Consider the following 14,383-nt stretch of genomic DNA (forward strand, 5'->3'; position numbering starts at 1 on the left):
CTGTAACCAGCAACAACATTAAACAAAATGGAAAATACACCAGGCATTAACGACCAAAGCTTGAATTTGCCGGATATGAACCTGCCGCCGCAAGCCGCACCGGGCACCACAGTGCCGGTTAAATTGGCTAAAGATGGCACGGTTGACCTGAGCACCATGACCCCGGCAGAGGAGCAAAAGTTTAAGGAGATAGGCAAAGCTATCGACCCTAAGGACGTAAACTCGATACTGAACTACGGTACCGAGGTGCAAACCTCTATGGAACGCTACAGTAACTCGTTCCTTACATCGGTACGTACCTATAACTCGGGCGAGGTGGGTGTGTTAATAACCGATCTGCTTGCTGAGCTGAATTACATTGATGTGGATGAACTGAACCAAAATGGGTTCACCAGGTTTGTCTCCAGCATTCCCTTCCTGAAAAGGATAGTGATGGATACCAAGAAGCTGTTCGCCAAGTACGATACTGTGGTGAACAATATTGATAAAATTGTTACCAAGGTAAAAGCCGGCCGTGTAAACTCGCTGAAGGATAATGCATCGCTGCAAACCATGTTCGATAGCAACGTTACCTACATCCACCAGATGGAGGAGCTTATTATATCGGGCCAGTTGAAGTATAACGAACTGAATGAGCAGCTTGCCGTAATGGATGGCAACCCCGCTGCGTATGAAGATTACCAGATAGCCGACCTGCGCGATTTTGTGAACCGTTTGGACAAACGCCTTGCCGACCTGAAGGTGGTGCGTTTTATTATGTTGCAATCGTTGGCGCAGATACGCGTGGTGCAAAACAACAATACTACCATTGCCGAGAAGGCGCAATCGATAGTATCAACCACTATCCCGGTTTGGAAGAACCAGTTGACTATTGCAGTGGCGCTGCATCGCCAGAAAGAGAACGTGGAGATGCAGAAGAAAATATCGGATACTACGAACACCATTCTGCAAAAAAATGCCGACCTGCTAAAGCAAAACAGCATTGAAGTTGCAAGGGAGAACGAAAAAACCGTAGTTTCGTTAGAAACTTTAAAACGCACCACAGCCTCGCTGATAGAAACACTTACCGAAGTGAAACGTATACATGACGAAGGTACGGCCAACCGCCGAGTATTGAACACCGAATTGCAGAACCTGGAATCGGAGTTGAAGAAGAACGTGGCCAATGTGAGCTAAACTAAACTATGGATGAAACCAGGAAAAATATTATAAATGAATCTACCCGAACCATCAGCAAGCTGCAACTGCTAACGGTTTTTTTTAATAACGATACCATTTATAAAATTTACCTGCGTACACAGGTCATCCACCAGTTATTTGTTACCAATCCCGAACTCGATATCAGTAAACTGGAGTTGTTCCACATCCAGTTTACTGATACTTTGATAGACCTGCTAAAAAAGATAAAGAAAACCAACGAAAGCCGTACCGACCTGCTGCTGGATGAAGTTCAGTTAAACAACGAACTGATAAACCAAATGGACGATACGGTTTTTACCGAGAACGATTATAACAACGATAAGCAGCGCCAGGCCCTTAAAATGAGCCAAAGCCTGCGCAAACTGTTCGAGGTACTCTCTAACAACCTGGACGATTACCCGTTTGCCAAAAACATTAACCTGTTTAGTTCGCGCTACGCAGCCGATTACTTCGCCGAAATACCCGTGCAGGTGCTTGATGAATTGCTGCAATACAACCCCGCCGACTTGTATACCGATAAATATGCTACCATACAGCGCAAACTGATGGGCAGGTTAAATAAGTACGATTTTAAGGTAGTTTTTCACTGCGGGTTGAAAACCGGCAATGTAACGCTGGAGGTATATAAATTCAGCGAATTAGAGGAGTATTTTTTATATTCACCCGTTAATAATATTTTCCTGTTTTGCGATATAAAAAAAATAGGGAATACGGCTACGGCGAGCAACTTGTCGAAGAAAGAGCGGGTGATGCAGGAACTGCTGGATAAAAACGTTAGGCTACAAAGCAGCGCCGGCGTTATGAAAACCCATCTGCCTACCGAAGTGCTTAGTTTGCTGGAAGATAACTATAAAAAGATTGCAGGAGTTGATTTCCTGCAGCAAATGGATAATTTTGATATTCAGGCCAACATCCTGAAACAAATGCTGAATACCGACATAATTTAACCCTTATACATGGACATTTTACACACCCTGCTTGGCGAAGATATTAAAGCTGGCCTACTGGTAATTTTAAACCTTATTGTTATTGAAAGCTTGCTCTCGGTAGATAACGCTGCCGTGCTGGCCACCATGGTTATCGACTTACCGCCTCATCAACGCAGCCGGGCGCTCAAATACGGTATTATAGGTGCTTATGTCCTGCGCGGTGTTTGTTTATTCCTGGCATCGTGGCTGGTGAAAATATGGTGGCTTAAACCTTTGGGAGGCTTGTACCTGATGTACCTTGCTTTTGGTTATTTTAAAGGCAAACTGAGCGAAAAAGAAGAAGGCGGCGAGGATGAAAACGTTGACAAAGAGAAAAACTGGCTGTATAAGGCTACTGTAGGCACTATCGGCACCTTTTGGGCCACTGTTGCATTAGTTGAACTGATGGATCTTGCTTTCTCGATAGATAACGTATTTGCTGCCGTAGCCTTTACCGACCATGTGTTTTTAATATACACCGGCGTGTTCATAGGCATACTGGCCATGCGTTTTGTAGCGCAGGCTTTTGTGAAGCTGATGGAGAAATTCACTTTCCTGGAAACCGTTGCCTTTATTGTGATAGGCGTTTTGGGTATAAAATTAACTTCATCGCTTTACGTACACTTTTACCCCGAAACGCCATTCTCTAAAGTAATGGAAAGCGAAACTGCTGATATCGCAGTATCGGTATTCACGGTTGCAATCTTCCTGATACCCGTTATTACTTCGTTACTATTTAACTTCCCCAAAAAGCATACTATTGAGCCGGAAGTTGCCGAAGCGGCAGAAGATGTGTTGGATAAAAGCTAAGCTGCAGGCATGAACAAACTTATTGCATCTATTTTCGGCATTGGCTATGCAAAGGGTGGCGGCACATTGGCCGCCATTGTTACCTGCCCGTTGATATGGGCTATATGGCAGTTGGATATTTACCCCGCATACTTCTTGTTTATAGCCACTGTGCTGGTAACCTTTTTAGGCATTTACGTTGGCAACAAAGTAGAGCCCGAATGGGGGAAAGATAGCTACCGCGTGGTGATAGATGAGGTGGCCGGCATGATGGTTACCATGCTGTTTATCCCCGCCAACTTATACTTGTTGCTGGCGGGGTTGGTGCTGTTCCGTTTTTTTGATATTGTAAAACCCCTGGGCATCCGCAAAATGGAGGCCCTGCCCGGTGGCACAGGGGTAATGATGGATGATGTGTTGGCCGGCGTTTACGGTAACGTTGTGTTGCAAGTAACTGTAATTGTGCTCAACTTTTACAACCTGCTTTAATTCACCACTTCCGGATTAACAAATATGGCGGCGCTGATACCACGGTCGCGCAGTATTTTGTTGTAATCGTATTGCACTTGTTTTTGCAATTGAGGGTCGGTTAGGGCTATGTCGCCATTGCTTTGCAGGTAAATAGCCATAAATAGCCGCGGCAACACTATACCTGTTTCCTGCGAAATATCTGCCTGTATCTTTAAATAAGCTGCTATTGGCCGGTAGTTTTTCTCTAACACAGCCAGCTTTATTTTAGATGAGTAATAAGTCGAACGCATGTAGGGTGTGCCGCCATCAGCCTGATCTTTGTAAATACTATCTAATATGGCAAAGCTGTTATTAAATTCTTCGGTGTTGCCCAGCATGAAGTACGAATCGGCCGTTAATATCTCCATAAAAAAGCGGTCGACGCTTGATGGCTGGTTGTAGGTTTGATACACCTGTTTTAATGTGCGAATATAACGTAGCGTTTTACGGGGGCTTCTGCCAATTGCAAGCCCATACCCTGCTATCAGTGCCACAATATCGGTTACTTCCGGCTGTTTAAGCTCCCCGTTTTTCACCGGCGGGTTAAATACAAACTGCGTAATATCATTAAAAAATCCCTTTTTAATAACGCCATATTTAAAAAATTGGTAAATGGCATCTATACAATGCAGCGGGTTAATATCAAAGTGCAGGTACTCTTCTGCCTCAATACTTTTTAGTTTGCCCAGGTATTGCTCCAACTGCTCAATATCAAGTTGCAGGGCGGCAATAGTTGCCAGCGAAGTGTAGGTTAATATCTTCTTTTTATTACTTAGCTTAAATTTCAACAGCGTTTGCATTGCCTTTTTATACTCGGCGCTGATGAGCTCTATGCCGAAGAAGTAGTTAAAAAGCCCGTCGCTGCAATCTTTTTTAAAGTATTGCACAATATGTTCAGACTGTGCCACAGGCGAGCATGCTTTTTCTAACAGTTCGCCCAGGAAAACCAGTAGTTCTGATTTTTGCGCGGGGCTTAGGTTAGCTTCTGCCAGGCAGTCGAAGTTTTGTAATTGCCCTGTTTTAGCAGCATACACCACGCACCATTTAATAACCCGTAACCGCTTTTGCCCGTCGGTAAGGTTATTGTTAATGGTGGCTACCATTTTGCAATCGAAGATATTATCATTTTTTTGAAGTAGGTCGCGGGCTATAGAAACATCGCAAAAGTTGCTGTTGCCAAATTGTATAACCGTGCGGAAACGCAGGTCGGCGCTTATATTCAGTTCGCGTAAAAAGCCAACACTCAGCAGGTCGTTATAAGCTGCCGGGTATTGTTTAATAAGGCTGTTTACTTTTAGCTTGTCAAATTCAAAAATGCCGGCTTTTAAATCCAACTGGCCTATCAGCGCATGCATCAGCAATATTTTCTCGGCCGAATGCGCACCCATATAAACTTTATTGAGCAGGAAGGTTGATATTAAATCGTAAAGGCAAACATGGTTGGCGTTGCTTAACGAAAAATCATCCTTGTATTGTTTATAGTAAAATTGAAAGTATAGCGGGTGGTTAAAATTGTCGGCAATATCAATGGCCATAAAGTTTTGTATGGCCGGGTTTATTTTAAGGCAGAGTTCTTTTATCTCATGGGTGCTAAAGAGCGGTACATTGGTTTCGGGCAGGTTTTTGTTATTAATAAAACCGGTGAACCAAACATCAGGGTTGTGTTCTAACTCGTGCCTGTTATTTACCCATGTAGAGGCGCGCATGGTAAGTATCAGCTTAAACCAATTGGTGTTTTGGTGCAGCGAGCAAACATCGTTCACCTGGTTAAGCAGCAAGCTAAACTGTTCTGATTTATAAGAGTGTTCATCTAAGCCGTCTATGATCAAATAAAAATTGCCTTCGCGGCGGCCATCATTATCTATTAACGATTGCAGGTCTTTATCAGTAGTGTAGCCCAGCAGCCCCAGCATCCAGTCGTTCAGGTCGCGCCCGCTTAAAAAAACGTTCATAAGCGCGCTGCTGCTAAAAAATAAAACTACATCGTTGTTCACCCCGGCAGATGTTAGCGCCAGTTGCTCTTCAACCCAATGGCAAAGGGCAATGGTTTTACCATAGCCGGCAGGTGCAGCCAGTACCGTAGCTGTATAGTCGCCCTGCAAAAATTCGGCGAGGTGTTGGTCAATAAACTGGCGTTTAATGGTTTGCGTGTAAGGTATGCCCGATTTGTTTTTGAGGGCCTGCAGCGTAAAGTTGGTTATTTTTGCCGCGTTGTGCTTTAGTGTATCCCAGTTTACGTTAGGTTGAGGTGTGTTGGCGCGTAATGCTTCTTGTTTGGCGCAAAAATCGTCCCAACCATCGTAGCCGCAATATTTGGCCATGGCATCAATAGTGAATAACGATGGGCGAAATTTGCTGTAGGCGAAGCCATAAACCCTTTTCAGGGTGGTTTCGCTTACACTGTGTTTAGTGTTATCGAATATTTTGTAAGATATAACCCTGCAATCGCCGGGCGCAATACTTTTAAAACCCGATTTTTCGAGTACGTTTTGCTTTAATATTTCGAGATAATAATTTAGGAATGTAGTCATGAACGGTTAAACTCGTTTTGGGGGGCCTTAAACTGTTACTCATACTATAACTAACTCGATGCACTGCCTAACTGTAAAGTTTTTCGATACTGCTCCGTACGATATGCTCCTGCCGGTGTGGTATTCATCGGCAACAAGCTGTAGTTTGTATTCAAGTTCTCTGCACAGTTCGCTCTCATCGTAGCCAATTGAATATAGGGGAGTATCGGATAATAAGTTGTATGCCCGTATGGCGGGTTTGCCGCCAACGGTTAAAATATCATACTTTATTTGGTTTATAATATAAACAATATCCATCTTACAACTTTGTAGAATGTTTCCTTGTACGTAAATATATAAATTAAGTTTACAGATTTTTAAAATGTATAAAGTAAGAATTGGTTCTAAAGGGTGCGTTTTATATTCGGTTTGGTTGAAAAATTATCTTAAAGATGAATTATTGTGGTATTTTAATTAAAAATTAACCAATAGTTACAAGTGTAGGGGATTCTTGTATATTCACCTGATTTAAAAATCACGTAGTTCTACTTGCCTTTAAAAAGGTATTTCGAACAGTCCGAATTTAATGGCAAAAAGCACCAAACCCGCGGTGTTTCTACAGTTAGTTTTCGAAATTAAGTTATTCCGGTGCCCTTCAACTGTGCGCACACTCAAAAAAAGCTGGTCGGCAATTTCGGCGTTGTTGTATTCTTTGCATATCAGCTCCAGTATCTGGCGTTCGCGTTTGGTAAGCGATATCTGCAAATGGCTGAGCAGGCTGTTGGAGTTACTTTTGTGGTTGGCACTGTTGCGTATAGCATTTAATGCCTGGTTATTAAAGTAAAAACCGGTTTTGTAAACGGTGTTTATGGCCAGCACCAATTCGTCTTTATCGCAGTTTTTGGCCAGGTATGATGCTGCGCCGGCGTTAACCATTTTGGTAATAAGTGCCTCGTTTACATGTACCGAAAGTACAATTACACGTATATTGGGGTATTGCTCGTGCAGCGCCTTGTTCAATTCAATGCCGTTCATGCCGGGCATATCCATGTCAATTATCGCTACATCAACACTGTCCTTCAGCGCAGGAAGAGCATCCAGGAACTCGCGTCCGCCGGCGCTGTCATTTAGCAGGTTCAGTTCATCAACCGAATTAATGAGCATAGCCAAACTCTGGCGGAAGAGGTTTTGGTCGTCTACAATGGCAACACCTATTTTATTCATTGTCCTATTTATATGTGGTTAAGCAGCGGGGCATTTTACCTGCAAAGCAAAGCCCTGCCCCGGGCCGCTGGATATATCATAAACAGCATTGATATTGGTTAGGCGGCTTTCGATATTTTGCATACCCATGCCTTTTTTAAACTGTTCGGCACTGCCGCTAAGGCCTTTGCCGTTATCGCTGTAATTGATCTGTATGTTATCCTGCGCCTCGGTAAAATGTATTTTAGCTTCACTTGCTCCTGAGTGTTTTATAGTATTGTTCAGTAACTCTTCCAGCACACGGTAAAGTGCTGTTGCAACAGGCAGCGGCAACTTCTCCAGCTTTTCTTCCGCATCGTTTACCACATCAATGGTTAACCGGCCCGATTGATTAATAATGTCGCTATGCTCTAAAACAGCAGCGGCCAACCCGTAGTAGCCCAGTGTGGCAGGTGATAGGTTGTGCGATATATGCCTTACATCCCTTACTACCTTGTCAATAGTGGCTTTGCTTGAGCGTATAAAATCCAGGTACTGCGGGTCTTTAACATCGGCAGGCTTAAACATTTCTATAAGCAGGCGCAGGCCCGATAGGGTTGTGCCTACATCATCGTGCAGATCTTGCCCTATACGTTTGCGTTCGGCTTCCTGCGATTGTATTACCGCGCCCAGCAATTCTTTTTGGTGGGCAATCTCGGCCTGTTGAAACTGCTGGCGTTGCCTTAACAGCCGGTTTTGATTGCGTATGTTAAATAGGATGAACGATACTACCAGGATGAGCGCTCCGCTCATCCCTAATATCATTTGGATATAGATATTGCCTGTTGTGCCCTGCATTTGTTAAACCCTACTGCAAATAAAATATACTCGATAGCTAAAATAGTAGCGTAAATGTAAATGATGATATCAGACATGATGCCCGCCTCCGTCATTTTGTTGAAAAATATGAACATGAATAACGAGCAACTATAATATAATAGAAGCCCGGCCGTTATCCAGTTGCTTGCATGGTCAGCCCAACGGCTATCCAAATCATTGTTATTCTTGGCAAAAAACAGCATACAGCAGGCTATAAGTATTATGGCATCTACAGAGCGTGCATTGCCATCCAGCTGCATCATGCTTTCCAAGTAAACAGTATTAAGCACGCAAAAAATAGCGAATGCCGCTATAAGCACATATAGCATATTACGAATTTTTGTGTTGTAAAATTCGGCAAAGAAGGCAATAACAAAAGCAAATTCAAATGGGGTATAAACGTGGAAAAAACCAGTGGTTTGCTTGTGGAAAACACGAGCTACAATCGTAGAACTGGTATTCATAAAGGCAGAAAAAATAATAAAGGCTAAAATTATTTTAAATGCGCGGGGTAGGTTACTGTAGTTTTTAAAACCGTAAACTATTGGTATTAATACTGTAAGGGGGACTACGAAAGTAGTATAAATAAAAAATAACATTACCTGGGGGGTGTTTGTAAGCCTTAAAGATACCAAAGCTTACAAACATCTCAGGCGTAAATTTTAATTAGCTTTCTAAAGTTGGGCCGTTAGTTACCGGGCAGTGTGGCGGGCAAACGGTAACCATATCAACCGGGCCGTAAGGGCCGTTGTTGCCGGTGCTTCCCGGTAAAGTAAGTACTTCGTCGCCACTAACTACTGCAACCATCACCAGTTTAGCGCTTAGCGGATCGGTTTCGTCTTCCAGCCCAATGTACGCGCGTACGCCTTCAAGGTTTGGGCTGTTGGCCAAAAGGTTGTTAATAGAATCTATAGGGATAAAAAATGACCTGCCTTCGAAACTTTGTTGGGTTGTTGATAAAAAAGTGCGCCAGTTTGCTGCCCAGGCTTTGGCGGTTTCTAATGGGATGCTGTTGTCGGGAGTTGAGTTAGTGCTCATGTTTTTGTTTAAAGGTTAACTATTAGGGATTTAGGTTAATTACGTATTAATTAAATTAATACCCTGCAGGGGGGATGCTACTTGCCGTAAATAAGTACGCCTACAGTGGTAAATATAGGCGTTTTGTGTTACCCGTGAATCAATTTTCTGAAATGCATATGCGGTATTTAGCTGTGAATAATAATGAACAAAATGAACAAGCTTTTTAATGCTGAACACAGGCATTAATTATAGCTTAAGTGAATGAAGTGCGTAAATCTGCTTTTAACCCGTCAACGTACTTTAGGAAACTAAGCGGCAACGATTTAGCATCGGAGTCTCTTTAAACCCTAAAACCTGATTGGTTTAAATTCATAGACTGTTTGTAACTGATACGAAATATTAATTATTCGCTAGTTCATTTTAACCTTTAAAACCATACACACTATGAAAACTCAAAATGTAGCACTCACCCGGCCCAACCTTAAAACCAAAGGCTTTTCAACGCTGCACATCCAAATTTTTATGATGATACTCGTGGGGAAAACCAATCGCGAGATCAACAGCATTTTTGGCTACACCCAGCGCTCGCACGCAGTAGTAGACCATTCGCGCAAAGTAATGTTTAAATTACTGGCTATGGAAAACCTGCCCAAACGCGAAAACCTTGAGCAGGTGGTTTATCCGCGCAACTACCAGTTTTGGTGGAAAAAAATATTTGACAAACATCATAAAGACCTGCTGGCCATTGCCATATCTCCGGAGTTCTACGATTAAAGAGTAAGCGCTTCGGCCAGTTAAAAAAACGTTTCGGAATGAGGGCCGAAGCGTTTTTTTGTTTTTAGGGGCGATGCATTTGAACAACAGGCGCATAGCATTTTTATTTTTTGGACTACCGGATAGCTTTTGTTATTCACAAAATTTGAATATCATTTAAAACTTTATAACAATGCCAAGCCCCGAAATTACCTACCAGCGTGAAGAAACGCTTGACCCCGAAGAATTTGTTGATGTACTAAAACGCAGCACCCTAAGCGAACGCCGCCCCGTTGACGATGCCGAACGGATAGCACTGATGTGCCAAAACGCCAACCTTATTGTAACCGCCCGGTTAGATGGCCGCCTGGTGGGCATAGCCCGCAGCCTTAGCGATTTTGCGTTTTGTACTTACTTGTCGGATCTGGCAGTCGATCAGTCGCTACAGCGGCAGGGGATAGGCATACGCCTGATAAAAGAAACCAAACGCCATACACCTAAAGCCAAGCTGATATTGCTTGCTGCCCCGGCCGCGGTTGATTATTACCCCAAAACAGGGATGACGCGTTTTACGCATAGTTTTTTGCTGGATAACATTGATGATCTGAAAGTTTAAATACACTTTTGTGTATAAACCCATCAAATGAAAGCCTTCCTTTTTACTGCCGCGGCCCTGGCCTGCCTTGCATCTTGCACGCCCAAGCAAAAGGGTGATGCACTTTACAGTTACAATGAACAAGCGGAAACCCGCTGGAGCAGCCCCGAAAACTTTAACGGGCAAAAAGGGCAGGGCGGTAAAGAGAACAACACAGCCAAAGGCCACCCGGCCGATTCGATACCAGCCGGTGCAGCTAAAGCGCTATTAGATATACAAGGCGAAGGCGTTATTAAACGTATCTGGGTTACCATTAACGACCGCTCGCCGCAAATGCTGCGCGGCCTTAAAATAGAAATGTTTTGGGATGGCGAAACAAAGCCGGCGGTATCGGCACCCTTTGGCGATTTTTTTGGTGCGGGGCTGGCCAAAACCAGCGCTTTTGAGAACGAACTGTTTGCCAACCCCGAGGGGCGCTCGTTCATTTGTTATATACCTATGCCTTTTAAAACCGGGGCAAAGATTGTGGTTACTAACGAGTCGGGCGTTTCGCTGCACGATATTTACTTTGATGTAGATTATCTGTTAGGCGCAAATGCCGGTAACAGCCTTTATTTTCATACCTATTGGCATCGCGATACCTCTACCATGCTTGCTAAAGATTTTGAACTGCTGCCTCGTGTAGAGGGCAAAGGGCGTTTTTTGGGTGTGAACATTGGCGTGAATGCTAATCCTCAATACCGTAAATCGTGGTTTGGCGAGGGGGAAGTAAAGATGTTTGTTGATGACGATAAAGCCTACCCAACCCTAAATGGCACCGGTACCGAAGACTATATTGGTACAGGTTGGGGGCAGGGTAAATACATTACCCGTTATAGCGGCTGTACCATAGCCAGCGACAGCCTGCTGCAATGGGCATTTTACCGGTATCACGTGCCCGACCCTGTTTTCTTTAAAACCGCCCTACGCATAACTATGCAACAAATTGGAGGTGCTATGCGCGATAGCGTGATGCGATATCAAAAGGAAGGTGCACCGCTTATCCCGGTCACCATATCGTCGGGTAAACTTTATCATTACTATAAGCCGGGGCAGGTAGTTACCCTGAATAAGAATATGCCCGACGGCTGGACGAATTTTTACCGCCGCGATGATATTGCATCTACCGCCTATTTCTATTTGGATAAGCCCGCAAATAACTTACCTGCTATTCAACCCGCAGCTATCCGTAAAACCCAATTACGCGAGGCTAAATAATTAGTTAAGCTACGATGAAAAAAGTACTGGTAACCTTAATTCTTCTTGTTTCTACAATGGCGGCCTTCGCTCAGTTTACGGTTGACGGCAGCAAGCACTATATATTAAAGAATGGTAAACCATTCTTTTGGCTGGGAGATACCGCCTGGGAACTTTTTCACAGATTGGATAGGGAAGAGGCCGACAGATACCTGAAGCATAGGAGCGAGCAAGGCTTCACAGTGGTACAAGCAGTTGCGCTTGCCGAGCTCGACGGTTTGCATACCCCAAATGCTTACGGCGAAAAGCCATTGATAGGTGATACCCCCACCAAACCCAACGAAAAGTATTTTGAGCAGGTAGACTACATAATTGATAAGGCGAACCAATATGGCATTGCCATAGCCTTGCTACCCACCTGGGGCGATAAGGTTTTTAAAAGCACCTGGGGGCAGGGACCAGAGATATTTAACCCCGCCAATGCTGCGGTTTTTGCAACATGGCTGGCCAAACGCTATCAAAACAAAGCCAACATTATTTGGGTGCTCGGTGGTGACCGACAACCACGCGGCGAAGCTGATATTGCTATTTGGCGCGCTATGGGCAAAGCTATTATGCAGGCCACGAATGGGAAAGCGCTCATCAGTTACCATTGCCAGCCAAACCAATTGGGTTCGGCAGAGTGGTTTAGGGGCGAGGATTGGTTCAGCTTTAATATGTTCCAAAACGGGCATTGCCGCGATACGCCGATATATGATAAGATAATAGCGAGTTATAATGCGCTGCCTTTGAAACCGGTAATAGATGCCGAACCAATATACGAGGACCATCCTGTTTGTTTCAACGCTGCAGACTTGGGAACTTCCAGCGCTTACGATGTGCGCAAATATGCCTACCTCGATCTGTTTGCCGGTGCCTTTGGCCATACCTATGGCTGCCATGATGTATGGCAAATGTATTCGCCAAAGCACGAGCCGTTGAACGGGCCGCTCCACTACTGGTATGATGCGCTCGACTTACCCGGCGCCAAACAAATGAGTATTGTACGTAAACTGATGGAGGCATTCCCACTAACAGACAGGGTTCCTGATCAATCTATTATAGTAGAAAATAACTATGGCCCCGCGGATCGTATACAAGCCACCCGTGGCTCCGATTATTTGTTGGTATACACGGCAGCCGGCAAACCGTTCACCGTACTTCCCGGTAAAATAAAAGGCCAAAAACTAAAAGCCCTCTGGCTCGACCCACGCAACGGAAAAATAACCGAACTCCCACAAGTAGCCAACCAACAACCAAACAAATTCACGCCACCATCAACGGGCTACGGGCAAGACTGGGTGTTAATATTGTTTGATGATACCAAGGGTTATAAGATGTAAAAACAGTACCTGATGGTACGTGCATCGGTGAAATCAAAAAGAATCTGTGGAAGCCCAAAATAGTCCTGTTTATATCCATCGATCCCTTAATCCTGTTAAAAACGCCACCCCATTATTGCCATAATTCCTGTCCATCGTGTCAGTTGTTAATAACTTTTTAATTAACCGTACCTACCTTTTTAATTATTTGTATAATTTTTGACTTTTTAAGTCGGTATGCACCTAATGCGCTTGTTTTTTTCTGTTGTAGGCTGTTTTGTAAGCTTTGCGTCGTTAGCGCAGGTGCCTGCGCAATTAAATTACACTATAGCGCCATGGTTTCATAACAGGCAGGCAGCAGTAAGTCTTACTTTTGACGACGGTATCCCCGGTCAGTACAGTATCGCTGTTCCGTTGCTTGATAAATTTGGCTTTAAGGGTACATTTTTTACAGTGGTTGCTATTGTTAACAACCAGCGTATCAGTTGGGAAGATATCAATGAAACAGCATTAAAAGGCCATGAAATCGGCAACCACGCCCTTACACATCCGCACTTTATAAAGATACCCCTTGATGCTGTAAGGCGCGAAGTTGCCGATGCCAGCAAACACATGAATATGTTGGTGCCGGCGCAGCAGATGATTACACTGGCCTATCCATATGGTGAAGGCGGCGGCTATTCTGCTAAAGATCAAGCCATACGTAAAACTATAGCGCCATACTTTATTGCGGCACGTGCTACACAAAACAAACTACAACCGTATAACGCCTACAATTTTGCCAAAACCAACGAGGATTATTATATGATCAACAGTCAGATGATAACTGACGCTGAAACCATGAATAACTTCGGAAAGTATATCGACGAAACCATTGCTGCCGGCGGCTGGTTTTGCCCAACCTATCATGGTATAGAAAACGGCTGGATAATTACCCCCGGCAAAGTTTTCGAAAAACACTTGAAAGAGCTTGATAAACGCAAGGCATCGCTTTGGATAGCTCCTTTTAAAAACGTAATACAATATCACAAAGAGCGCAACTCGGCTAAGCTGAAGTTGGTGGAAAGCGAAGGCTGGCGCTGGAAACTAAGCCTTACCGATACCCTGAGTAACCGTAAGAATTTCGACCAACCGCTCACCATCAATATAAATACCAATGGCTATTCGGTTTACCGCATATTGCGCAAAGGGCGAAAAATGCCATTTAAACAAACCGCCAATATGCTGCTGTTTGATGCCGTGCCCGGCCCCGAATACATCACTATTGATTTTGTGCGCGTTAAGCCTGTTAAGTCCGCAAAATAGGTAGCCAGTACGCGCGTAAAGCGGTCATTTTGTATTATCATTTTATCAAAATCCTACCTAAAAATGCTGTTGATA

General features: G+C 44.0%; 15 protein-coding genes. 9 read left to right on the top strand and 6 right to left on the bottom strand.

Translation table 11 applies throughout. The annotated features are described in order from the left end of the window. Positions 1 to 27: 27 nt before the first annotated feature. The 4 genes from BC343_RS07495 to BC343_RS07510 are packed head-to-tail and all read left to right on the top strand — an operon-like array spanning position 28 to position 3,446. On the top strand, positions 28 to 1,176 hold the full coding sequence (locus BC343_RS07495) for a toxic anion resistance protein (protein ID WP_238381721.1): 1,149 nt from the start codon (positions 28 to 30) through the stop codon (positions 1,174 to 1,176). An 8-nt stretch (positions 1,177 to 1,184) separates the two neighbouring features. Further along, complete coding sequence (locus BC343_RS07500) at positions 1,185 to 2,147, top strand: hypothetical protein (protein ID WP_078347153.1); 963 nt, start codon at positions 1,185 to 1,187, stop codon at positions 2,145 to 2,147. A gap of 9 nt (positions 2,148 to 2,156) precedes the next feature. Next, on the top strand, positions 2,157 to 2,978 hold the full coding sequence (locus BC343_RS07505) for a TerC family protein (protein ID WP_078347154.1): 822 nt from the start codon (positions 2,157 to 2,159) through the stop codon (positions 2,976 to 2,978). A gap of 9 nt (positions 2,979 to 2,987) precedes the next feature. Beyond that, positions 2,988 to 3,446, top strand: a complete 459-nt coding sequence (locus BC343_RS07510; protein ID WP_078347155.1) for a phosphatidylglycerophosphatase A family protein — start codon at positions 2,988 to 2,990, stop codon at positions 3,444 to 3,446. Here BC343_RS07510 and BC343_RS07515 read toward each other — a convergent pair. From BC343_RS07515 to BC343_RS07540, 6 genes are all read right to left on the bottom strand, one after another. Then, the gene (locus tag BC343_RS07515) at positions 3,443 to 5,998 is read right to left on the bottom strand and encodes a hypothetical protein (protein WP_078347156.1); all 2,556 of its coding nucleotides are present in this window, start codon (positions 5,996 to 5,998) and stop codon (positions 3,443 to 3,445) included. The two genes, BC343_RS07510 and BC343_RS07515, sit on opposite strands and share 4 nt — an antisense overlap. A gap of 39 nt (positions 5,999 to 6,037) precedes the next feature. Beyond that, positions 6,038 to 6,295, bottom strand: a complete 258-nt coding sequence (locus BC343_RS07520) for a hypothetical protein (RefSeq protein WP_078347157.1) — start codon at positions 6,293 to 6,295, stop codon at positions 6,038 to 6,040. 237 nt (positions 6,296 to 6,532) lie between these two features. Further along, positions 6,533 to 7,201, bottom strand: coding sequence for a response regulator transcription factor (locus BC343_RS07525; protein ID WP_078347158.1), 669 nt, complete (start codon positions 7,199 to 7,201; stop codon positions 6,533 to 6,535). 18 nt (positions 7,202 to 7,219) lie between these two features. Beyond that, positions 7,220 to 8,017 (bottom strand): sensor histidine kinase, encoded by a 798-nt coding sequence (locus BC343_RS07530; protein WP_078347159.1) that lies wholly within the window; start codon positions 8,015 to 8,017, stop codon positions 7,220 to 7,222. Then, positions 7,981 to 8,502 carry a hypothetical protein gene (locus tag BC343_RS07535; protein WP_143822093.1) on the bottom strand — a complete coding sequence of 174 codons (522 nt, stop codon included), beginning with the start codon at positions 8,500 to 8,502 and terminating at the stop codon, positions 7,981 to 7,983. Before BC343_RS07535 ends, BC343_RS07530 begins: the two co-directional genes overlap by 37 nt. Positions 8,503 to 8,704: 202 nt before the next feature. After that, positions 8,705 to 9,076 carry a hypothetical protein gene (locus BC343_RS07540; RefSeq protein ID WP_078347161.1) on the bottom strand — a complete coding sequence of 124 codons (372 nt, stop codon included), beginning with the start codon at positions 9,074 to 9,076 and terminating at the stop codon, positions 8,705 to 8,707. Between the two features lie 426 nt (positions 9,077 to 9,502). Between BC343_RS07540 and BC343_RS07545 the strand changes: the two genes are divergently transcribed. The 5 genes from BC343_RS07545 (at position 9,503) to BC343_RS07565 (ending at position 14,308) form a co-directional block, all read left to right on the top strand. Then, complete coding sequence (locus BC343_RS07545; RefSeq protein ID WP_078347162.1) at positions 9,503 to 9,832, top strand: hypothetical protein; 330 nt, start codon at positions 9,503 to 9,505, stop codon at positions 9,830 to 9,832. Positions 9,833 to 10,004: 172 nt separating this feature from the next. Continuing rightward, positions 10,005 to 10,427 (top strand): GNAT family N-acetyltransferase, encoded by a 423-nt coding sequence (locus BC343_RS07550; protein WP_078347163.1) that lies wholly within the window; start codon positions 10,005 to 10,007, stop codon positions 10,425 to 10,427. A gap of 27 nt (positions 10,428 to 10,454) precedes the next feature. Next, the gene (locus BC343_RS07555; RefSeq protein WP_078347164.1) at positions 10,455 to 11,663 is read left to right on the top strand and encodes a glycoside hydrolase family 172 protein; all 1,209 of its coding nucleotides are present in this window, start codon (positions 10,455 to 10,457) and stop codon (positions 11,661 to 11,663) included. A gap of 14 nt (positions 11,664 to 11,677) precedes the next feature. Further along, positions 11,678 to 13,024: a glycoside hydrolase family 140 protein gene (locus BC343_RS07560; RefSeq protein ID WP_078347165.1), complete on the top strand. Its 1,347-nt coding sequence runs from the start codon at positions 11,678 to 11,680 to the stop codon at positions 13,022 to 13,024. A 225-nt stretch (positions 13,025 to 13,249) separates the two neighbouring features. Continuing rightward, positions 13,250 to 14,308 carry a polysaccharide deacetylase family protein gene (locus BC343_RS07565; RefSeq protein ID WP_162276836.1) on the top strand — a complete coding sequence of 353 codons (1,059 nt, stop codon included), beginning with the start codon at positions 13,250 to 13,252 and terminating at the stop codon, positions 14,306 to 14,308. Positions 14,309 to 14,383 lie beyond the last annotated feature (75 nt).

Source organism: Mucilaginibacter pedocola (assembly GCF_002013915.1).
In the GTDB taxonomy this organism is placed as follows: Bacteria; Bacteroidota; Bacteroidia; order Sphingobacteriales; family Sphingobacteriaceae; genus Mucilaginibacter; species Mucilaginibacter pedocola.